The sequence below is a fragment of the Rhodococcus ruber NBRC 15591 genome, from assembly GCF_001894945.1.
In the GTDB taxonomy this organism is placed as follows: Bacteria; Actinomycetota; Actinomycetes; order Mycobacteriales; family Mycobacteriaceae; genus Rhodococcus; species Rhodococcus ruber.
This window is the reverse complement of record NZ_BCXE01000034.1, coordinates 89341-110059: the sequence shown is the minus strand read 5'-3', so window position 1 is coordinate 110059 and position 20719 is coordinate 89341. Positions and strand designations below refer to the sequence as shown.

The following is a 20719-nucleotide window of genomic DNA, read 5'->3' as shown; positions in this document are numbered from 1 at the left end:
AGTGACGAAGGCTACCGCCGCGATCGTCGGGCCGGGCAACATCGGCACCGACCTGATGTACAAACTGCTGCGCTCGGACGTCATCGAGCCGCGGTGGATGATCGGTGTCGACCCCGGCAGCGAGGGTCTCGCCCGCGCGGCGACCGAGGGCCTGGTCGCGAGCCACGAGGGGGTGGACTGGCTGCTGGCCCAGGACGAGCGGCCCGACGTGATCTTCGAGGCCACCTCGGCCTACGTGCACCGCGCGAACGCACCCCGCTACGCCGAACTCGGCATCCAGGTCGTCGACCTCACCCCGGCCGCCCTCGGGCCGGCCGTCGTGCCCGCCGTGAACATGGGCGAACACGAGGACGCACCGAACGTCAACCTCATCACCTGCGGCGGCCAGGCCACGATCCCGATGGTGCACGCCGTCTCCCGCGTCACCGAGGTCGAGTACGCCGAGATCGTCGCGAGCGTCGCCTCCCCGTCGGCCGGCCCCGGAACCCGCGCCAACATCGACGAGTTCACCATCACCACCAGCCGCGGCATCGAGACGATCGGCGGCGCCCGCAAGGGCAAGGCCATCATCATCCTCAACCCGGCCGAGCCGCCGATGCTCATGCGCGACACCGTGTTCTGCTCGATCCCCGAGGACGCCGACCGCGACGCGATCGCCGCGTCGATCCACGAGGTGGTCGCCACGGTGCAGGGCTACGTCCCCGGCTACCGCCTGCGCGCCGAGCCGCAGTTCGACGACCCCACCCCGATGAGCGGCGGACGCGCCCGCGTGGCGATCTTCCTCGAGGTCGAGGGCGCCGGCGACTTCCTGCCGCCGTACTCGGGCAACCTCGACATCATGACCGCGGCCGCCACGAAGGTGGGCGAGAGCTTCGCGGCCAAGCTGCTCACCGCCCGCGTGTAGAACCCCACCGCAGACCGTACTTTCGAAGGAACACAGTCGATGCCCTACAGCGCAGATCTCGACATCCGGATCACGGACTCGTCGTTGCGTGACGGCTCCCATGCCAAGCGTCACCAGTTCACCGTCGAGGACGTGCGCTCGATCGTCGGTGCACTCGACGCCGCCGGTGTGCCCGTCATCGAGGTCACCCACGGCGACGGCCTCGGCGGCTCGTCGTTCAACTACGGCTTCAGCCGCACCCCCGAGCAGGAGCTCATCAAGGCGGCCGTCGAGACCGCGACGCAGGCGAAGATCGCGTTCCTGATGCTGCCGGGGCTCGGGGTCCGCTCGGACATCCGCGAGGCCGCCGACAACGGCGCGTCGATCTGCCGGATCGCCACGCACTGCACCGAGGCCGACATCTCCGCCCAGCACTTCGGGCTGGCCCGCGAGCTCGGTCTCGAGACCGTCGGATTCCTGATGATGTCGCACAGCCAGCCGCCCGAGGTGCTCGCGAAGCAGGCGCGCATCATGGCCGACGCCGGCTGCCAGTGCGTGTACGTCGTCGACTCGGCCGGCGCCCTCGTCCTCGAGGGAGTCTCCGACCGGGTCGCGGCTCTCGTCGCCGAGCTCGGCGACGACGCGCAGGTCGGTTTCCACGGGCACGAGAACATGGGGCTCGGCGTGGCGAACTCGGTGCTCGCGGTGCGTGCCGGCGCACTGCAGATCGACGGCTCCACCCGCCGGTTCGGTGCCGGCGCGGGCAACACCCCCGTCGAAGCGTTCGTCGCCGTCGCCGAGAAGCTCGGTATCCGAACGGGTATCGACACCCTGAAGATCATCGACGCCGCCGAGGACGTGGTGCGGCCGATCATGGACGGCGAGTGCCTCCTCGACCGGATGTCGCTGACGATGGGGTACGCCGGCGTGTACTCGAGCTTCCTCAAGCACGCCGCCACCCACGCCGATCGGTACGGGGTCTCCGGCGCGGAGATCCTCATCGAGGCCGGCCGCCGCAACCTCGTCGGGGGCCAGGAAGACCAACTCATCGAGATCGCCGTCGGTCTCGCCGCCCAGAAGTAGACCCTCGGGTCCCGAGCAGAGAGCTGACAGTCATGGGCCAGGTTTTGGACAACATCATCCAGTACGCGGACGAGATCCGCGCCGAGGGCGCCGAGGGCGACAAGCTCATGCGCCTGACCGACAACAACGCCAAGCGGCTGCGTGACGCCGGTGTCATCCGCATGCTGCAGCCCAAGGAGCACGGCGGCCTCGAGGTCCACCCGCGCGAGTTCGCCGAGACCGCGATGGCGATCGGCGCAATGGACGGCGCCACCGGATGGGTCGCCGGCATCGTCGGCGTGCACCCGTGGGAGCTCACGTTCTTCGATCCGAAGGCGCAGAACGAGATCTGGGGCGAGGACCCCGACATGTGGATGGCCTCCCCGTACGCGCCGATGGGTGTCGCGGTTCCGGTCGACGGTGGCTACATCCTCAACGGCCGCTGGTCGTTCTCCTCGGGCACCGACCACTGCGGCTGGATCATGATCGGCGCCGCGGTGGGCGACAAGGACGGCAACCGGCTGAACCCGCCGCAGGTCCTGCACGTGCTGCTGCCGCGCTCGGACTACGAGATCGACCAGGACAGCTGGAACGTCGTGGGCCTGCGCGGCACCGGCTCGAAGGATCTGATCATCGAGGACGCCTTCATCCCCACCTACCGCACCCTCGACGCCGACGTCGTCCTCAGCGGCAACGGCTGGCGGCACGCCGGGCGCGACGAGACCCTCTACAAGTTCCCGTTCTCGTGCATCTTCCCGCTGGGCATCACCTCGTCGCTGATCGGCATGGCCGAGGGCGCGCTCGCGTGCTACATCGCGGCCCAGAAGGAGCGCGTCGCGGTCACCGGTATCCCGATCAAGGAGGACCCGTACGTCCTCTATGCCCTCGGTGAGGCGGCCGCCGAGATCGCCGCGTCGCGCGCCGCGATCCTCGAGACCGTCGACCGCTTCTGGGACAAGACGGACAAAGGCCAGGAGGTCACCTTCGACGAGCGTGCCATCGGGCGCCGCACCCAGACCGCTGCCGCGTGGCGGGCCGTCCGCGCCGTCGACGAGATCTTCGCCCGCGCCGGTGGTGGCGCGATGCACCTGAAGTTCCCGATGCAGCGTTTCTGGCGCGATGCGCACGTCGGTCTGTCGCACGCGATCCACGTCCCCGGCTCGATCTTCCACGCGTCTGCGCTGACCCAGCTCGGCGGCGAGCCGCAGGGTGTCCACCGCTCGATGATCTAGCTCTCCCGCGAACGTCCCGGAAGGAACACATATGACGGATATTCGAGGACTCGGATACCTCCGGATCCAGACCACCGACGTCGCGCGCTGGCGTGAACTCGTCGTCGACGGCCTCGGCATGGCCGTCGGTTCCGGCCCCGAACCGGACGGCCTCTACCTGCGGGTCGACGAGCGGCGGGCACGCCTGATCGTGCTGCCCGGCGAATCCGACAAGGCACTCGCGGTGGGCTGGGAGGTGCGCGATCAGTTCGCCCTCCAGCGGGTCCGCGAGACCGTCGAGAAGGCGGGCGTCACCGTCGACGTCCTCTCCCAGGAGGAATGCGACTACCGCGACGCCGAGCAGGTCATCGCGTTCGACGACCCGATCGGCACCCGCGTCGAGGTGTTCTTCGGCCCGGTGCTCGATCACAGCCCCGTCGTCACCCCGCACGGCGGCCGGTGGGTCACCGGCGAGCAGGGCCTCGGCCACGTCGTGCTGCCCGCCACCGATTTCGACGCGGCGCATGCCTTCTACACCGAGGTGCTCGGCTTCCTGCCGCGCGGCGCGATCCGGCTCCAGGCTCCCGGCCCGGCGCGGCGCGTGCGCTTCCTCGGCGTGAACCAGCGTCACCACAGCCTGGCCCTGTGCCCGGCGCCGCCGACCGAGGAGCCCGGCCTCGTGCACCTGATGACCGAGGTCGACACCCTCGACGCCGTCGGTCAGGCACTCGACCGCGTACGTAAGCTCGGGTTCTCCATCTCCTCGACGCTGGGCCGGCACACGAACGACAAGATGGTCTCGTTCTACGTGCGCGCGCCGGGCGGCTGGGACCTCGAGTTCGGCACCGAGGGAATGCTCGTCGACGAGGCGTACTACACGGCCGAGGAGATCACCGCCGACAGCTACTGGGGCCACGACTGGTCCGGGTCCGAGCCGCTGGCGGCGTTCAGCCCGAAGTCCTAGCTCGCAGAGGAAACACGAACAAAGGCCCGGCCGGGGATCACCCCGGCCGGGCCTTCGTCGTCGAGCCCTGGTGCTGGGCCGCACCTCGCACGGCATGGTTCCTGCCGTGCTGCTCGGCGTCGTCGCGACGCTGCTCGCGACGAATTTGTCGGTGCGGCTGCGACGGTGCGCCCGCGCCGCGATCTGTCATGGCTCGTCGTGATCGTCGGCTACGGCTGCGCCATGACCCCGGTGCGCCTGCAGGACAGGATCGTCGGTGCTCTGCGCGGAACGCAGTGCCGGTCCGCGCCTACCGACGACGCACCGAGCTCGCAGGTCCCGCCGGCGCGGCAGTCGACCCGGCCGGTGCTCCGACCCGCACAGAAACGAACTGCCCACACGCCGTGCTCGGCGGGTGGGCAGTGCGGATACGAGAACCGATCGGGCCGGCCGTCCTGCGCAGCAAGTCGACGGTGGACCGACTGTCATGGAATGTGCGCAGTCCGGCCGACCCGATCGTGTGTAAGGTACCCCCGCGTCGGTGCTTTCACACCGACGCCCCGGAAATCCGTTCGGTCAGCTCCTGTTCAGCAGCTTGCGCATCGCCTCGGCCGCGCCCCGGACGAGCTTGTCGCGGGGGAACCCGCTGCGCTTGACCGCGGCGTCGTAGTTGCCGCCGGCCACCCACACCGGCCCGTCGGTGAGGTGTTGGAGGCCCTCCCGGGCCACCTCCTCCGGCTCGGCGACGAGCATGCCGGGGATGTCGAAGTTCAGCCCGGCGCGGATCATCGCCGGGGTGCGGGTCACACCGAGGACGAGTTCGACGACGTGCACCCCGTGCGGGGCGAGTTCGAGCCACAGGCTCTCGGCGAACACGCGACTGAACGCCTTGGACGCCGCGTAGATGCTCTGGTGCTCGGACCCCATGTAGCCGGCGAGCGAGCCGAGCAGCATGATGCCGCCGCGCCCGCGCTCCTTCATCTTCGACCCGAACAGGTGCGAAAGTTCCAGCTGCCGATCGATGTTGAGGGTGATCACGCCACGGAAGCCGTCGAGGTCGCCGGAGACGAACTCGTGACCGTAACTGTTGGCGCCGGCGTTGAAGATGAGCAGACCCACCTCGACGTCGGCGGTCGCCCGCCGGAGCTGCTCGACCGCGTCGTCGGCGAGCAGATCGAGCGCGAGGGTGCGCACCTCGACCCCGTTGCCGCGGACCTTCTCGGCGGTCTCCTCGAGCGGGCCGGGCTTGCGGGCGACGAGCACCAGGTTCAGCCCCGCCTTGCTGAGCTCGTCGGCGAACGCGGCACCGACGCCCTCGGAGCCGCCGGCGATGACGGCCCACGAGCCGTACTGCTTGACGTCGATCACGAAAGTTCCTTTCCGGCTGACTTACTGGATGATCGGCCCCGGGACCGGGGTGTCGTCGAGGACGGTGAGGCGGCCTTCGGTCGCGGCCCACGTGATCGTCTCGGCGAGCTTCGCGCAACCACGGCGCGGCGCCCCGGGCCGGGAGTCCTGCCCACCCTGCTCACGCATCTCCGGGCACCGAGACCGCGCCTCCTCGTTCCACTGGACGGAGGTGTGCTCCCAGCTGTTCTTGGCGACGAGAACCCGGGCGCCGCACTCAGTGCACTGCAGGGGTTGCATCGGTGGTCGCCGCCTCCTCGGCTGCCGTCTTGCGGGCGAGGTTCTCCTCGACCTCCTTCATCCACGCCGCCACGGGGCGGGTGGTGTCCATCTCGAACTCGAACCGCTCGGTCATCTCCGGCTTGACGTCGGCGGCGTCCACGTAGAACTGCTCGTACCAGCGGCGCAGCTGGTAGACCGGGCCGTCCTCGTCGCACAGCAGCGGATTCTCGATGCGCGTCTTGTTCTTCCAGATCTCGACGTCCTGCTCGAAGCCTCGGGCGATGAAGTCACCGAACTTGCGGGCCGTCTCGTCGGCCGAGTCGCCGAGGGCGTCCGACTTTTTCACGATGATCCCGTACATCAGGACGAACTTGTTCTCGGTGACGGGGTAGTGGCAGTTGAGCAGCACCGAGTCGATGTCGTAGCCCTCGTACTTGTACTGCAGGTCGTCGATCATGAACGACGGACCGAAGTACGCCGCCTCGGAGCGGCTGCCGACGAGCTTCGGCTGGCCGTCGGCGTGCGGCCGCATGTCCTCGCGCGCCTGACCGTGCATGATCTGCGTCGCGACGTGGCCCTCGAAGATGTTCTTGAAGTACGTGGGGAACGAGTAGTGCACGTAGAAGAAGTGCGCCATGTCGACGATGTTGTCGATGATCTCGCGGCAGTTGGTGTCGACCTCGGTGGTGTACCAGACCCAGTCGGTCCACTCGTCGCTCGTCGCGCCCTCGATGCGGGGGATGGTGACGTCGGCGGGCGGCGGGTTGCCCTCGGGATCGTGCCAGACGAACAGCATTCCGTCCTGGTCGAGGGTGTGCCACGCGCGGGTCTTCGCGATCGGCGGAACGCGCCGCGCGTAGGGGATCGACGTGCACCGGCCGTTGCCGCCCCAGCGCCAGTCGTGGAAGGGGCAGGCCACCGAGTCGCCCTTGATCGTGCCCTGGCTGAGGTCGCCGCCCATGTGCCGGCAGTACGCGTCGAGGATCTTCAGGTTGCCGCTGCTGTCGGCGAACACCACGAGCTTGGTGCCGAAGGCGTGGACCGAATGCGGCTTGCCGTCCTTGAAGGACTCGGACAGGCCCAGGCAGTGCCAGCCCCGGGCGAACCGGGTGGGCGCGGCACCGGCCACGATCTCGCGAACTTCGACGTCGTCGGACTTGCTGGAGCTCACTGTCGTCCGTCCTTTCGGAGGAAATGTCGTATCGGATGGAGCACCTCGGTGCTGTGCGCGGGTGGGCCGGGGGACGGCAGCCGCCTGCGACCTGTGGGATCGACGCTAGGTGAGGCCGGTCACCGGGGGTGCGGCGATCCCACTGTCCGGGACACGTTCCGGCGGGCCGCGGCGACGGCGCCGCACGATGGGGGAGCCCGTACCCGCCCCGGTCACGAAGGAGTGACGCCGATGCCCGACGACGTGCTGACGAAGGTGCGCGAACTGCTGCCGTCCATCGCGGAGCGCGCGCAGACGGTCGACGACTCGCGCCGGGTGCCGGACCAGACCGTGCAGGACCTGGCCGCGGCGGGGGTGTTCCGGATGCTGCAGCCCGCCCGGTACGGCGGTCTCGAATGCGACCCCGTGCGCTTCTACGAGGTGGTGCGGGAGATCTCGGGGGCCTGCGGGTCGACGGGCTGGGTGACGTCGATCCTCGGGGTCCACTCCTGGCACCTGGGCCTGTTCGACCCGCAGGCCCAGGACGACGTGTGGGGGCAGGACGATTCGACGCTGCTGTCCTCGTCGTACGCGCCGGTCGGCGAACTCGTCCCGGTCGACGGCGGTTTCCGGCTGTCGGGCAACTGGCGGTTCTCGTCCGGGTGCGAGCATGCGACCTGGGCGTTGCTCGGGGCACTCGTCGTCGGTGCCGAGGGCCGGCCGGTGGACTTCATGACCGTCCTGGTGCCGCGCAGCGACTACCGGATCCTGGACGTGTGGGACGTCGTGGGCATGCGCGGAACCGCCAGCAACGAGATCTCCGTCGACAAGGCGTTCGTGCCGCACCACCGCACGGTGCGCAACTACGACCTGGCGCAGCTGCGTGCCCCCGGCCACGCGGTGAACCCGGGACCGTTGTTCCGGCTGCCGTTCGCCGCGATCTTCACCACCGCCGTCGCCGCGCCGGTGATCGGAACGGTCGCCGGGTGCTACGAGCAGTATCTGGGGGCGATGCGGAACCGGGTGCGGTTGAGCCTGGGCGGGGGCCGGTTCGCCGAGGACCAGTTCGCGCAGGTCGCCGTCGCCCGGGCCGCCTCGGAGATCGACGCGGCGATCCTCCAGACGGACCGCAACATCCGGGAGTTGTACGAGCTGGCGGTGGCGGGGCAGCCGCTGCCGACGCGGCTGCGGCTGCGGCTGCGCCGCGACCAGGTGCGGGGCACCGAGCGTGCCGTCGAGGCGATCGATCTGCTGTTCAAGACCTCGGGCGGCAACTCGCTCGGCCGGGGGACCCCCGTCGAGCGGGCGTGGCGTGACGCACACGCGGGCAGCGTGCACGTCGCCAACGATCCCGAACGCGCCCTCGCGATGTACGGACGGGGCGCATTCGGCCTGCCGGTGGAGGACAACCTGATCTGAGCCGCCACCTGCTGGAACGAGGGGCGCCCGGGATCGCTGTATCCTCCCTCTCGTGCGCCGAGCACGCGCGCGTCCCACTGAGCGGAAGATCTCCGGCGGCTCGGCGCGGAACGCGGGATGCTGGGCGGCGCGGCATCGCCGCAGAGACGAGACGACGGAGGAGGACCCCCGTGCCCAGAGTTGCCGAAGCGCGGGACGCCGCGGAGCCGACGTCCGCCGAGCAGCGCGCGCGGTTCGGGCGCATCCTCGACGCCGCTGCGAGCCTGGCGACCGAGAAGGAACTCGAACGGGTGCAGATGCACGAGGTCGCGAAGATGGCCGGCGTCGCCATCGGCACCCTGTACCGGTACTTCCCGTCCAAGACGCACCTGTTCGTGGCGGTCATGGTCGATCAGATCGATCAGATGAGCGAGCGGATGGCCCAGCGCACCAATCCGGACGCCACCCCGCAGGAGGCCGTCTACGAGGCGCTCGTGCGGGCGACGCGGGCGCTGCGGCGACGGCCGTTGCTGGCGACGGCGATGATCCAGTCCACGAGCACCGCCAAGGCCACCTCCATTCCCGACGTCGCGAAGATCGACCACCGCTTCCGCGAGGTGCTCTATCGGGCGGCCGGACTCGAGTACGTCACCGAACGGGACGCGACGCTGGTGCGGGTCCTCGAGCAGGCGTGGTTCGGGATCATCCAGTCCAGTCTCAACGGCCGGATCTCGGTTCCCGACGCGGAGTCCGACCTGCGGGTGGCGTGTGAGCTGCTGCTCGCGGGCCTGTCGAACGCGAGCCCGGCGAACGCGAGCCCGGCACCCTCCGTCTGACCTCCCCGGTCGCGCACCCGTGTCTCGAACCTCGGCGTGCCTGCGTAACTGAAATGAATTCTTATTCCATCCGTGGGGCGTAGAGCTGCATAAGGTCCGAAATAGGCCATTGCCGTGGCGTAAGAAATGGAATACATTCCAAAAGTGAACGCGTTCCGGTTCTGTGCGCCGGCGCGTCCCATCGACACCTGCCCAGCACTCATGTTCCGAGGAGCCAGCTCATGACCGACGTAGTCATCGTCGACGCGGCCCGTACCCCCGTCGGCCGCCGCCGCGGCGCCCTGTCCGGTCTGCACCCGGCCACCCTGCTCGGCACCGCCCAGCGCGCCGTCCTCGAGCGCACCGGCCTCGCCCCCGACCAGGTGGGCCAGGTCGTCGGCGGCTGCGTCACCCAGGCCGGCGAACAGTCCAACAACGTCACCCGGCAGGCGTGGCTGCACGCCGGCCTGCCCTACACGACGGCCGCCACGTCGATCGACTGCGCGTGCGGCTCCTCCCAGCAGGCCGTCCACATCGTCGCCGGCCTCATCGCCTCCGGCCAGATCACCGCCGGCATCGGCTGCGGCGTCGAATCCATGAGCCGGGTCTTCCTCGGCCAGGCCCTCACCTCCGAGACCGGCAGCCCCTACCCGGACGACTGGACCATCGACATGGGCGACCAGTTCACCTCCGCCGAGCGCATCGCCGCCAAGCGCGGCATCAAGCGCGGCGACACCGACGCCTTCGGTCTCGAGTCGCAGCGCCGCGCCGCCGCCGCCTGGGCCGAGGGCCGGTTCGACCGCGAGATCGTCCCCACCGAGGCGCCCGTGCTCGCCGACGGCGTGCCCACCGGTGAAACCACCGTCGTCACCCGCGACGGCGGCCTGCGTGAGACCACCGCCGAAGGCCTGGCCGCGCTGAAGCCGGTCGTCGAGGGCGGCATCCACACCGCGGGCTCCGCGTCGCAGATCAGCGACGGCGCCGCCGCGGTCCTGCTCACCAGCGCCGAGCGCGCCCAGGAACTGGGCCTGCGGCCCCGTGCCCGGATCGTCGCCTCGGGCATGGTCGGGTCCGACCCGTACTACCACCTCGACGGCCCGATCGACGCCACCCGCCACGTGCTCGGCAAGGCCGGGATGACGCTGGACGACATCGATCTCGTCGAGATCAACGAGGCGTTCGCGGCGGTCGTCCTGTCGTGGGCGCAGGTGCTCGACGCCGACATGTCCAAGGTCAACGTCAACGGTGGCGCCATCGCCCTCGGCCACGCCGTCGGGTCGACCGGTGCCCGGCTCCTCGCCACCGCCCTGCACGAGCTCGAGCGGTCCGACCGGTCGACGGCACTGGTCACCATGTGCGCGGGCGGCGCACTGTCCACCGCCACCGTCATCGAACGCATCTGACCACCACCATCGAATTCGCGAGGCCGACATGACCATTGGACTGACAGACGAGGACCGCGACCTGCGCGACGCGGTGCGCGGCTGGGCCGCCCGCCACGTCACCGCCGACGTGGTGCGCCAGGCCGTCGAAGCCAAGACCGACACCCGTCCCGCGTTCTGGGGCTCGCTCGCCGAACTCGGTGTGCTCGGGCTGCACCTGCCCGAGGAGGTCGGCGGCGCCGGCTTCGGTCTGGTCGAACTCGCGGTGGTCATCGAGGAACTGGGCCGGTCGATGGTGCCCGGCCCGTTCCTGCCGACCGTGCTGACCGCCGCGGTGCTGCGCGAGGCCGGCCGCACCGCCGAACTCGCCGGTCTCGCGGACGGCGCCACGCTCGCCGGCGTCGCCCTCGACCCGGGCACGTTGCGGGTGGGGCGCGGCTCGGCCGGCACCACCCTGTCCGGACGGTCCGGATTCGTCCTCGGCGGCCACACCGCCGACGTGCTGCTCGTCGCGGCCGAGGACGCCGGCAACCGCGCCTGGGTGCTGCTGCACCGCGACCGGGTCGACGTCGAGGATCTGCCCAGTCACGACGTGGTGCGCGGCAATTCGCAGTTCGAGGTGGACCGTCTGGCGCTCGGCGCCGACGACGTGCTGCGGATCGACCCGCAGCGCGTCACCGATCTCGCGGCCGCCCTGTTCGCGGCCGAGGCGTCGGGCATCGCGGACTGGTGCGTGCGCACCGCCGCCGAGTACGCCGCGGTGCGCCGCCAGTTCGGCCGCCCGATCGGCCAGTTCCAGGGCGTCAAGCACCGCGCCGCACGCATGCTCGCACTCGCCGAGCAGGCCCGCGTGTGCGCGTGGGACGCCGCCCGCGCCCTGACCCCCGGCGGTGTCGACGCCGACGAGGCGTCCCTCGCGGCCGCCGTCGCCGGCGCCACAGCCCCCGAGGCCGCGTTCGCCGTGGCCAAGGACTGCATCCAGATTCTCGGCGGCATCGGCTACACGTGGGAACACGACGCGCACCTGTACCTGCGCCGCGCCCAGTCGCTGCGGATCCTGCTCGGTTCCACCGCGTCGTGGCGCCGGCGGGTCACCGACCTCACCCGCGGCGGCACCCGCCGCGTCCTCGGCATCGACCTGCCGCCGGAGGCGGAGCGGATCCGGGACGAGGTGCGCGGCGAACTCGCGCCCGCCGCCACGCTCGACGGCGCCGAACGCACCACGTACCTCGCCGAGAAGGGCTACACCGCACCGCATCTGCCCGCGCCGTGGGGCAAGGGCGCCGACGCGGTCACCCAGCTGGTGATCGCCGAGGAACTGCGCGCGGCGAGCCTGAGGCCGCACGACATGATCATCGGCAACTGGGTGGTGCCGACCCTGATCGAGCACGGCAGCCCGGAGCAGCTCGAGCGGTTCGTGCCGCCGTCGCTGCGCGGCGACATCGTCTGGTGCCAGCTGTTCTCCGAGCCCGGCGCGGGCTCGGACCTGGCGTCGCTGACCACGAAGGCCACCAAGATCGACGGCGGGTGGATCCTGCAGGGGCAGAAGGTGTGGACCTCGATGGCCCGCGACGCCCACTGGGGCATCTGCCTGGCCCGCACCGACGCCTCCGCTCCCAAGCACAAGGGCTTGTCGTACTTCCTCGTCGACATGCGCGGCAGCGAGGGTCTCGACATCCGCCCGCTGCGCGAGATCACCGGCGAGGCGCTGTTCAACGAGATCTTCATCGACAACGTCTTCGTCCCGGACGAGTGCCTCGTCGGCGAGCCCGGCGACGGCTGGAAGCTCGCCCGCACCACCCTCGCCAACGAACGCGTCTCCCTCTCGCACGACTCGTCCCTCGGCTCCGGCGGCGAGGCCCTGCTCGATCTGGCCGCCGAACTGCCCGGCGGACTCGACGACGAACAGGCCACCGTCCTCGGGAAGGTGCTGTGCGACGCGCAGACCGGCGGGCTGATGGCGTTGCGCACCACGCTGCGCTCCCTGGCCGGTGCCCAGCCCGGTGCCGAGTCCTCGGTCGCGAAGCTGCTCGGCGTCGAGCACATCCAGCAGGTGTGGGAGGTCGCGATGGACTGGGCCGGACCGCGTGCCCTGCTCGGCGCGCAGGACCGCCGGTCGGCGACGCAGATGTTCCTCAACTCCCAGTGCATGTCGATCGCCGGCGGCACCACCAACGTTCAGCTCAACATCATCGGGGAGCGCCTGCTCGGCCTGCCCCGCGACCCCGAGCCCGGGAAGTGAGCACCGCCGTGACGTCGGCGCGGCAGGGACGCCGCGTGTTCGTCGTCGGCGTGGGGATGACGAAGTTCGAGAAGATCGAGACCAGCGGCCGGGAATACCCCGAGATGGTCCGCGAGGCCGTCGACATGGCCCTCGGCGACGCCGGCATCGGCTACGGGCGGGTGCAGCGGGCCGCCGTCGGTTACGTGTTCCAGCCGTCCACCGCCGGTCAGCGCGCCCTGTACGAGGTGGGACTGACCGGCATCCCGATCGTCAACGTCGACAACAACTGCGCCACCGGCTCCACGGCGCTGATGACGGCGCGGGACTGGGTGCAGGGCGGGCAGGCCGACGTCGCGCTGGCCGTCGGGTTCGAGAAGATGACCCGCACCTCCCTGACCGGCACCGGCGAACTGCCGAAGGTCACCACGCTCGACCACCACCTGAACGTCATGACCGACCTGCACGAGTGGGGCACCGGCCCGATGACCGCCCAGCTGTTCGGCAACGCCGCGGTCGAGCACATGGAGCGCTACGGCACCACCGCCGAGCAGATCGCCGCCGTGGCGGTGAAGAACCACCGGCACTCGGTGCACAACCCCTACGCGCAGTTCCGCGACGAGTACACCCTCGAACAGGTGCTGGGCGACAAGATGATCCACGCGCCGCTCACCCGCTCGCAGTGCTCGCCCACCTCCGACGGCGCCGGCGCGGCGGTCCTGGTGAGCGAGGCCTTCGTGCGCGAGCACGGCCTCGAGGACCGGGCCGTCGAGATCGTCGCGCAGGCGTTGACCACCGACACCGGCGAATCGTTCGACAGCCGCTCGATGATCGACGTCGTCGGCGCCCCGATGACGGGAGCGGCCGCCGCCCGGGTGTTCGCCGAGTCCGGGCTCACCGTCGACGACGTCGACGTGATCGAACTGCACGACTGCTTCGCCATCAACGAGATCATCACCTACGAGGGGCTCGGGCTGTGCAGCCCCGGCGAGGGCGGCAAGCTCGTCGAGTCGGGTGCCACCACCCACGGCGGCCGGTGGGTGGTCAACCCGTCGGGCGGCCTGCTCTCCAAGGGCCATCCCCTCGGCGCCACCGGCCTGGCCCAGTGCGCCGAACTCACCTGGCAGCTGCGCGGCGAAGCCGGCGGCCGTCAGGTCGACGGCGCCCGCGTGGGCCTGCAACACAATCTGGGGCTCGGCGGCGCGTGCGTGGTGACGCTGTACCGGGCCGGAACCCTCACCGGAACCGCGGACGAGAAGGAGAACTGACCGTGCCCATCGACCCGAAGACCGCACTGTCCGCCGAACCCACTGTGCGCGAAGCGGTCTGGACCGACCGCGACGTCATGCTGTACCACCTCGGGCTCGGCGCCGGCGGCGACGGACTCGACCCGGCCGAGCTGCGCTGGGTGTACGAGAAGGACCTGCGGGTGCTGCCGACGTTCGCGATGGTGGCCGGCCAGGGCATCTCGGCCGGCGCGCTGAAACCGGCCGGCATGAACCTGCCCGGCATCGACATCGACCTGCGCCGCATCCTGCACGGCGGGCAGTCGCTGCAGCTGCACGCCCCCATCCCCGCCTCCGGGACGGCGCACATCTCGTCGCGCGTGGCGCACGTGTGGGACAAGGGCAAGGCCGCCGTCATCGTGCTCGAACAGGCGGCGACCACCCCGGAAGGTGCGCCGCTGTGGACCACCGGCATGCAGATCTGGGCCCGCGGCGAGGGCGGCTTCGGCGGCGAACCCGGCCCGGAGACGCCGCACACGGTGCCCGACCGCGACGCCGACACCGTCCTCGTCTCGCCCACCGGCACGCGGCAGGCCCTGCTGTACCGGCTCAGCGGCGACATGAACCCGCTGCACGCCGAGCCCGCGTTCGCGCAGGCCGCCGGTTTCGACCGGCCCATCCTGCACGGTCTGGCCTCCTACGGGATCGTGTGCAAGGCCGTCGTCGACGGCCTGCTCGACGGCGATCCGGCACGGGTGCAGAGCTACTCGGTGCGGTTCGCCGGCTCGCTGTTCCCGGGCGAGACCATCGAGACCGCCGTCTGGCACGACGGCGACCGGCTGACGTTGCTGGCGACCTGCCCGGAGCGCGACGGCGCCCCCGTCCTCACCCACGCCGTCATGGAGGTGCGTCCGTGAAGGTCGGAACCCATCCCACCGCCGCCACCCACGCCCACGGCACGGTGCTGACCTCGGCGCCGCAGGACGCGCCGGTGGACCGGGCGACCGCCGCCGCGCGCCGCGTCGTCGACGCCATGCTGCGCACCGACCGCGGCAACGCCAACCTCGACCGGGTCGCGGAGGAACTGAACAGCATCGCCGACCACCTCGAGGAACACGCCCCGGAGGTCGCCGAACGACTGATCGACATGTGGAACGGTGAGGGCGTCACCCGGCACGACCCGGTCACCGGCCCCGAGAACGCCATCGCCCCGCCCCTGGTCCTCGAGGGCCTCGAGGACGGCTCGGTGCAGGGCACGGTCACGCTGACGATGCCGTACCAGGGTCCGCCCGGGTGCGTCCACGGCGGGGTGTCCGCGCTCATCCTCGACCATGTGCTCGGCGTCGCCAACGCCTGGGGCGGCAAGTCCGGGATGACGGCGAAGCTCGAGACGAACTACCACCGGCCCACGCCGCTGTTCGAGCCGCTCGTCGTCACCGGCCGGCTCGTCTCCGTCGACGGCCGCAAGATCCGCACCGTCGGCAGCATCACGACGGCCGACGGACAGCTGTGCGTCTCGGTGGAGGGACTGTTCATCGACAAGACGGTTCCGCGTCCCCGATAGGAGAATCCGCATGGGAGCACTCGACGGTCGTGTCGCGCTGATCACCGGCGCCGGCATGGGCATCGGGCGCGGCATCGCCGCGGCGTACGCGCGGGAGGGCGCGGACGTCGTCGTCGCCGAGATCGACGAGCAGGCCGGCGATGCCACCGCCCGGTGGCTGCGCGACGAGTGGGGTGCGCGCGCCCACTTCGTGCGCACCGACGTCACCGACAAGGCCCAGGTCCACGCGGCGGTCGACGCCGCGGTCGAACGGTTCGGCCGTCTCGACGTCCTCGTCAACAACGCCTGGCGCGGCTCCGGGTACGCCCGGTTCGAGAACATGACCGACGAGCAGCTGCGTGCCGGGTTCGACACGGCCGTGATGGCGGCGTTCTGGGCGATGCAGCGGGCCCTCCCGGAACTCGAGCGCCACGGCACCGGCCGGGTGATCAACCTGTGTTCGCTCAACGGCGTCAACGCGCACATGTACTCCGTGCAGTACAACGCCGCCAAGGAGGCGCTGCGCACCCTCACCCGCACCGCGGCGCGGGAATGGGCGCCGAAGCAGATCTGCTGCAACGTGATCTGCCCCGGCGCGCAGAGCGAGGCGTTCCGGCGGGTGGCCGAGACTGACCCGCAGATGGCGGCGGCGTCGGCGCAGGCCAACCCGATGGGCCGCATCGGTGACTCGCTCGACGACATCGGACCCGTCGCGGTGTTCCTCGCGAGCGACGGTGCGCGCTACCTCACCGGCAACACCTTGTTCGTCGACGGCGGCGCGCACATCAACGGCGTCCAGTGGGCGCCGCGGGTGGACTGAGCATCCGGTCCCGACCCCCGAGACCGGCCCGTGACCGTCGGCGACGAAGATGAAGAGGTCGTGTCGGTGACCAGCGGGAGGCGTGTACAACGATGAGGCCGGGCAGGTGCGCAGCGTGCGGGCGGATCGTGGGTCCGTTCGAGCGGCGGGTCGACGGCCGGTGCACCCGGTGTGTCGCCGCCCGCCTCCGCGCCTGGGCGGCGGCCCCCGAGGTGCCGGTGCGCCGGGAACCGCAGGACCGCGGCCCGAAGCTGCGCCGGCTGCGTCGTCCCGCGGGGCAGGGGTCCCGCCTGCGTCGCCCCGCGGTGCAGTGGCCCCGCCGGTCCGAGCCGCAGCCTCGTCGCGAACCCGAGTACGCGGGAGTGCGTCGCCCCGAGCCGCCGTGGCCGCCCGTCGCCCGGCCCGGGCCGCCCCCGCTGCCGGCGCAGCCGCCCCGCAATCCGTGGCCGACGCGGGCGAAGCGGGCCGGCGCAGCGGTCGCGGCGCTCGTGCTGATCGCGCTGACGGCCACCGCGTCGCTGCGGGTGTGGACGCCGGCGTCGTCGCGGTTCATGCGCATCGACGACGGCCCGGTCACCTACCAGTACGTCTCGCTCGACCACGTCAGCCGCTACATCGTCGCCTCGGTGATCGCCCACGAGGACGACCAGATGGGTCTTCGTGCGCAGGCGTTCCACTGGGGCGACTACGCCGACCGCGCCCGCGCCCACCTGACGGGTGAGCCGCAGCAGACGTACTCGACGATCCCGCAGCAGCTCGCGAAGAACATGTTCTTCACCCCCGACCAGAGCGCGATCCGCAAGGCCGTCGAGACGGTGCCGTCGATCCTGTTGAGCAGCACCCTGCCCGACGCCCGCATCATGGAGCTGTACCTGAACTACGCGCAGTTCGGTCCCGACCTGTACGGGGTGTGCGCGGCCAGCTGGTACTACTTCGACACCGCGCCCTGGGAGATGTACCAGTACCACGCGATGCAGCTCGCGGGCATGCTGCCCAATCCGGAGGACGTCGTGCGCCTGCCCGGCGGGGGCGTCGCCACGCCACCGGACGCGCCGTATCCGAGCGCTGCGTTCCACATCAACGGTGCCGCCAACGTCGATCTGCCCGCCCGCTTCGCCGGGTGGGGCGGCTGGGAGAACATCGTCGCGTCGGTGGGCATCGAGGATTCGGCCGCCGACCACGCCGACGACCGGCCCAGCGCGGATTCGTGCTCGACGATGCCCGAGCCGGTGCGTCAGCGTCTGGCGGTCGAGGACCCCGGGTTCGTGTCCCGGTCGCAGTAGCCGCATCCGCGACCGGCGGTGCTTCTCGCGCGCGTGAGAACGCGCGCAAGAAGCACCGCCCCGCGCAACTAGATGCTGACCTCGCGACGCACCGTCTTGCCCGTCGCGTTGCGGGGCAGCAGGTCGGAGGTGATCCGCCAGCGGGTGGGAACCTTGAAGTACGACAGACGCTCGGCCGCGTACTCGCGCAGCTCCTCCTCCGTCACGCTCGCCCCCTCGGCGAGGACGACGACCGCCGCCACCTCCTGACCGAGGTCGGGGTGCGGGACGCCGATCACGGCGCACTCGCGCACGGCCGGGTGCTCGTCGAGGGTCTGCTCGATCTCGGTGGGGTAGACGTTCTCGCCGCCGCGCAGGATCAGGTCGGAGCGACGGCCCGTCAGGCGCAGCCGGCCGTTCTCGATGACGCCGTAGTCACCGGTGCGCAGCCACCGGTCCGGGGTGATCACCGCGGCCGTGGCCTCCTCGTCCTCCCAGTAGCCGAGCATGACGAACGGGCTGCGCACGCACACCTCGCCTTCGACCCCGTCCGGCAGCCATTCGCCGAACGGATCGCGGATCTCGAGGCTCACCGTGATGATCGGCCGGCCCAGGGTGCCGGGGAACGCCTCGATGTCCTGCGAGTTGGCGACCGCGATGGCGGTGCTGCACTCGGTGAGCCCGTAGCTGTCGACGAGGGCGTCGCGCGCGAAGGGCACCTTCTCGCGCAGCCGGTCCTTGAATGCGATCGACGACGGTGCCGACGCGAGTGCGAACGCCGTCAGCGACGACAGGTCGTACTTGTCGAGGTTGTCGTGCTCGAGCAGCCGCGACGCCATCGTCGGCACCGCGCCCCAGTTGGTGACGCGTTCGCGTTCGATCAGGCTCAGCACCTTGTCCACGTCGAACGAACCCTGGTGCATGATCACCGCGCTGCCCGTCGCCAGCCGCGGGATCACCAGGTTGTGCAGGCTCGCGATGTGGAACAGCGGCGAGGTGAGCAGGTACCGCAGGTCGCTGGGGACGTCGTCGCTGTAGGTCCGGCCGGTGAACGCCGCGAGCAGGGCATCGCTGAACCGGTGGTAGTCGACGACCGCCAGCAGGTTGCGGTGCGAGTGCAGCGCGCCCTTGGGCCGGCCGCTGGTGCCGCTGGTGTAGAGGATGACCGACGGGTCGTCCTCGTCGATGTCGACGCGCGGCGGCTCGGCGCCGGGGTACTGCGCGATCAGCCGGGGCAGGTCCTCCTCCATCGTCAGGACCGTGATCCCGGTGGTGTCGACGTCCGCGAGGGCCTCGGCGCGCTTGGCGTCGACGACGAGGACCTTCGGCCGGCTGTGCTCGAGGCCGTACTCGATCTCCCGCGGCACCCACCAGCCGTTGAGCCCGACGGTGATCGCGCCGAGCGTCTGGCTCGCCCAGAACGCGATCACCCACTCCGGGGTGTTCGCGGCCAGGATCGCGACGCGATCGCCCTTCTCGACGCCGTAGTCGCTGCGCAGCGCCCGGGCGAGGGAGTAGGCGGCGGCGGCGTGCTCGGCGAAGGAGAGCCGGCGGTCGGCGGTGACGAGGTAGTCGCGGTCCCCCCAGCGCAGGGAGTCGGCGAGCAGCTCGCCCACGGCCTTGCCGCGGTTCTTCATCACCGGCATCGAGGCGCCGAGCACCTCTTCCTCGACGATCTCGAACCGGCCACCCGGGCCGGTCAGGCGGGAGACGACCTCGTCGAGGTACAGCCGGGGATCTGCGGACGCAGTCATGCGGGGACCTTTCCTTCGTGTCACGTGAATACCGTGTCACCTGCGGCGATAGACCTGTGACCTCACCCTGGCCGCGGCCGCGTGTGAGGCGTGCCACTGCAATTTCTCACGTCGGGCCGTGGGTGCGGTAGTGGTTACCACTGAGCGGGACTCACCGTGATCCACCCGACAGCCGGGGCTACGTTCGGCGCAGAATCGCTGCCGGAGGAGCAACCGCATGTCCACATTTCTCGATACCCCGACGACAAGGATCGATCCCTTCGCCCCCGCGAAGCTCGGCCCGCTGACCCTGCGCAACCGGGTGATCAAGGCGGCCACGTTCGAGGGCCTGACCCCGAAGGGGCTCGTCACCGACGAGCTCATCGAGTTCCACCGCCGGCCCGCCGCCGGCGGCGTCGGCATGACGACGGTCGCCTACTGCGCCGTCGCACCCGACGGCCGCACCGCCCCCGGTCAGCTGCAGTGGACCGACGAGACCCGGCCCGGCATGCGCAAGCTCACCGACGCGATCCACAACGAGGGCGCCGCGGTCTCCGCGCAGATCGGCCACGCCGGTCCGGTCGCCGCTGCGAAGTACCTCGGCACCCCGGCCCTCGGGCCGAGCCGCGCCTTCCGCATGACGACCCAGAACTTCAGCAAGCCCGCCACCAAGGCGGACATCGCCCGCATCACCGAGGGCCACGCCGAGGCCGCGCGCCGCGCCGTCGAGGCCGGCTTCGACGCCGTCGAGATCCACTTCGGGCACAACTACCTCATCAGCTCGTTCCTGAGCCCGAAGATCAACAAGCGCAAGGACGAGTACGGCGGGTCGCTGGAGAACCGCGCCCGCTTCGCGCGGGAGGCCGCCCGCGCCGTCCGCGACGCCGTCGGCGACAAGATCGCGATCCTCGCCAAGCTCAACATGGACGACGGCGTGCCCGGCGGCTTCTGGCTCGACGAGTCGATCCAGGTCGCCAAGTGGCTCGAGGCCGACGGCTCGCTCGACGCCCTCGAGCTGACCGCCGGCAGCTCGCTGCTCAACCCGATGTACCTGTTCAAGGGCGACGCGCCGCTGCGCGACTTCGCCGCCGTGATGCCGCAGCCGACGAAGCTGGGAATCCAGTTGGTGGGCAAGCACTTCCTGCGTGAATACCCCTACCGCGACGGCTACCTGCTCGAGGACGCCAAGCAGTTCCGGTCGCAGCTGAAGATGCCGCTGGTGCTGCTCGGCGGCATCACCAACCGGGCGATCATCGACGAGGCGATGGCCGAGGGCTTCCAGTTCGTCGCCGCCGCGCGGGCGCTGCTGCGCGACCCGGACCTCGTCAACCGCATGCAGGAGGACGCGGCCACCGCGTCGCTGTGCAACCACTGCAACAAGTGCATGACCGCCATCTACGGGGGCACCCACTGCGTGCTCCGGACGGCGTGAAGGGAGCCG

At 70.7% G+C, this 20719-nt stretch carries 19 protein-coding genes; 15 read left to right on the top strand and 4 right to left on the bottom strand.

Annotated features, from left to right (window positions below; all coding sequences use genetic code 11):
* Position 1: 1 nt before the first annotated feature.
* The 5 genes from RR3_RS20450 (at position 2) to RR3_RS25205 (ending at position 4322) form a co-directional block, all read left to right on the top strand.
* Positions 2–904: an acetaldehyde dehydrogenase (acetylating) gene (locus RR3_RS20450; protein ID WP_017679863.1), complete on the top strand. Its 903-nt coding sequence runs from the start codon at positions 2–4 to the stop codon at positions 902–904.
* 39 nt (positions 905–943) lie between these two features.
* Positions 944–1966: a 4-hydroxy-2-oxovalerate aldolase gene (gene dmpG / locus RR3_RS20445; protein WP_017679864.1), complete on the top strand. Its 1023-nt coding sequence runs from the start codon at positions 944–946 to the stop codon at positions 1964–1966.
* Between the two features lie 32 nt (positions 1967–1998).
* Entirely contained in the window at positions 1999–3177 is a 1179-nt protein-coding gene (locus RR3_RS20440; protein ID WP_017679865.1) for an acyl-CoA dehydrogenase family protein, read from the top strand.
* Between the two features lie 31 nt (positions 3178–3208).
* Positions 3209–4120, top strand: coding sequence for a biphenyl-2,3-diol 1,2-dioxygenase (gene bphC, locus RR3_RS20435; protein ID WP_017679866.1), 912 nt, complete (start codon positions 3209–3211; stop codon positions 4118–4120).
* Between the two features lie 70 nt (positions 4121–4190).
* Positions 4191–4322 carry a hypothetical protein gene (locus tag RR3_RS25205; protein WP_017679867.1) on the top strand — a complete coding sequence of 44 codons (132 nt, stop codon included), beginning with the start codon at positions 4191–4193 and terminating at the stop codon, positions 4320–4322.
* Positions 4323–4675: 353 nt separating this feature from the next.
* Here RR3_RS25205 and RR3_RS20430 read toward each other — a convergent pair whose 3' ends face one another.
* Genes RR3_RS20430 through RR3_RS20420 form a run of 3 tightly spaced genes read right to left on the bottom strand, consistent with a single transcriptional unit; the run spans position 4676 to position 6899 of the window.
* Positions 4676–5467 carry an SDR family NAD(P)-dependent oxidoreductase gene (locus RR3_RS20430; RefSeq protein ID WP_010596084.1) on the bottom strand — a complete coding sequence of 264 codons (792 nt, stop codon included), beginning with the start codon at positions 5465–5467 and terminating at the stop codon, positions 4676–4678.
* A gap of 21 nt (positions 5468–5488) precedes the next feature.
* Positions 5489–5746, bottom strand: coding sequence for a hypothetical protein (locus tag RR3_RS20425; RefSeq protein WP_017679868.1), 258 nt, complete (start codon positions 5744–5746; stop codon positions 5489–5491).
* A complete protein-coding gene (locus RR3_RS20420) occupies positions 5724–6899 on the bottom strand; it encodes a 3-ketosteroid-9-alpha-monooxygenase, oxygenase component (RefSeq protein ID WP_010596082.1) in 1176 nt (391 codons plus the stop codon). The genes RR3_RS20425 and RR3_RS20420 overlap by 23 nt, the downstream gene beginning before the upstream one ends.
* Before the next feature lie 231 nt (positions 6900–7130).
* On the opposite strand from RR3_RS20420, the gene hsaA reads away from it, so the two are divergent.
* From hsaA to RR3_RS20375, 9 genes are all read left to right on the top strand, one after another.
* Positions 7131–8297 (top strand): 3-hydroxy-9,10-secoandrosta-1,3,5(10)-triene-9,17-dione monooxygenase oxygenase subunit, encoded by a 1167-nt coding sequence (gene hsaA, locus RR3_RS20415; protein ID WP_017679869.1) that lies wholly within the window; start codon positions 7131–7133, stop codon positions 8295–8297.
* A gap of 170 nt (positions 8298–8467) precedes the next feature.
* On the top strand, positions 8468–9112 hold the full coding sequence (locus tag RR3_RS20410) for a TetR/AcrR family transcriptional regulator (protein ID WP_010596079.1): 645 nt from the start codon (positions 8468–8470) through the stop codon (positions 9110–9112).
* A gap of 221 nt (positions 9113–9333) precedes the next feature.
* Positions 9334–10494: a steroid 3-ketoacyl-CoA thiolase gene (locus RR3_RS20405; protein WP_064065690.1), complete on the top strand. Its 1161-nt coding sequence runs from the start codon at positions 9334–9336 to the stop codon at positions 10492–10494.
* 28 nt (positions 10495–10522) lie between these two features.
* Positions 10523–12715 (top strand): acyl-CoA dehydrogenase family protein, encoded by a 2193-nt coding sequence (locus tag RR3_RS20400; protein ID WP_064065691.1) that lies wholly within the window; start codon positions 10523–10525, stop codon positions 12713–12715.
* Positions 12712–13962, top strand: coding sequence for a lipid-transfer protein (locus tag RR3_RS20395; RefSeq protein ID WP_040270145.1), 1251 nt, complete (start codon positions 12712–12714; stop codon positions 13960–13962). Before RR3_RS20400 ends, RR3_RS20395 begins: the two co-directional genes overlap by 4 nt.
* A 2-nt stretch (positions 13963–13964) precedes the next feature.
* Positions 13965–14837, top strand: coding sequence for a MaoC/PaaZ C-terminal domain-containing protein (locus RR3_RS20390; protein WP_017679873.1), 873 nt, complete (start codon positions 13965–13967; stop codon positions 14835–14837).
* The gene (locus RR3_RS20385) at positions 14834–15484 is read left to right on the top strand and encodes a PaaI family thioesterase (protein ID WP_010596073.1); all 651 of its coding nucleotides are present in this window, start codon (positions 14834–14836) and stop codon (positions 15482–15484) included. Before RR3_RS20390 ends, RR3_RS20385 begins: the two co-directional genes overlap by 4 nt.
* A 10-nt stretch (positions 15485–15494) precedes the next feature.
* Entirely contained in the window at positions 15495–16283 is a 789-nt protein-coding gene (locus RR3_RS20380; RefSeq protein WP_017679874.1) for an SDR family NAD(P)-dependent oxidoreductase, read from the top strand.
* A gap of 128 nt (positions 16284–16411) precedes the next feature.
* Entirely contained in the window at positions 16412–17566 is a 1155-nt protein-coding gene (locus tag RR3_RS20375; RefSeq protein WP_040270151.1) for a biosynthetic peptidoglycan transglycosylase, read from the top strand.
* A 68-nt stretch (positions 17567–17634) separates the two neighbouring features.
* On the opposite strand, the gene casG is transcribed toward RR3_RS20375, so the two are convergent.
* Positions 17635–19299: a steroid-24-oyl-CoA synthetase gene (gene casG, locus RR3_RS20370; protein ID WP_064065692.1), complete on the bottom strand. Its 1665-nt coding sequence runs from the start codon at positions 19297–19299 to the stop codon at positions 17635–17637.
* Between the two features lie 217 nt (positions 19300–19516).
* Between casG and RR3_RS20365 the strand changes: the two genes are divergently transcribed.
* Positions 19517–20710, top strand: coding sequence for an NADH:flavin oxidoreductase (locus RR3_RS20365; protein ID WP_040270153.1), 1194 nt, complete (start codon positions 19517–19519; stop codon positions 20708–20710).
* Positions 20711–20719: the final 9 nt, after the last annotated feature.

Excerpts from the sequence above, each read along its gene's own strand:
- RR3_RS20380 (WP_017679874.1), top strand. The coding sequence starts at position 15,495 with ATGGGAGCACTCGACGGTCGTGTCGCGCTGATCACCGGCGCCGGCATG.
- RR3_RS20425 (WP_017679868.1), bottom strand. The coding sequence starts at position 5,746 with ATGCAACCCCTGCAGTGCACTGAGTGCGGCGCCCGGGTTCTCGTCGCC.
- bphC (WP_017679866.1), top strand. The coding sequence starts at position 3,209 with ATGACGGATATTCGAGGACTCGGATACCTCCGGATCCAGACCACCGAC.
- RR3_RS20365 (WP_040270153.1), top strand. The coding sequence starts at position 19,517 with ATGTCCACATTTCTCGATACCCCGACGACAAGGATCGATCCCTTCGCC.
- RR3_RS20400 (WP_064065691.1), top strand. The coding sequence starts at position 10,523 with ATGACCATTGGACTGACAGACGAGGACCGCGACCTGCGCGACGCGGTG.
- RR3_RS20440 (WP_017679865.1), top strand. The coding sequence starts at position 1,999 with ATGGGCCAGGTTTTGGACAACATCATCCAGTACGCGGACGAGATCCGC.
- dmpG (WP_017679864.1), top strand. The coding sequence starts at position 944 with ATGCCCTACAGCGCAGATCTCGACATCCGGATCACGGACTCGTCGTTG.
- RR3_RS20405 (WP_064065690.1), top strand. The coding sequence starts at position 9,334 with ATGACCGACGTAGTCATCGTCGACGCGGCCCGTACCCCCGTCGGCCGC.
- hsaA (WP_017679869.1), top strand. The coding sequence starts at position 7,131 with ATGCCCGACGACGTGCTGACGAAGGTGCGCGAACTGCTGCCGTCCATC.
- casG (WP_064065692.1), bottom strand. The coding sequence starts at position 19,299 with ATGACTGCGTCCGCAGATCCCCGGCTGTACCTCGACGAGGTCGTCTCC.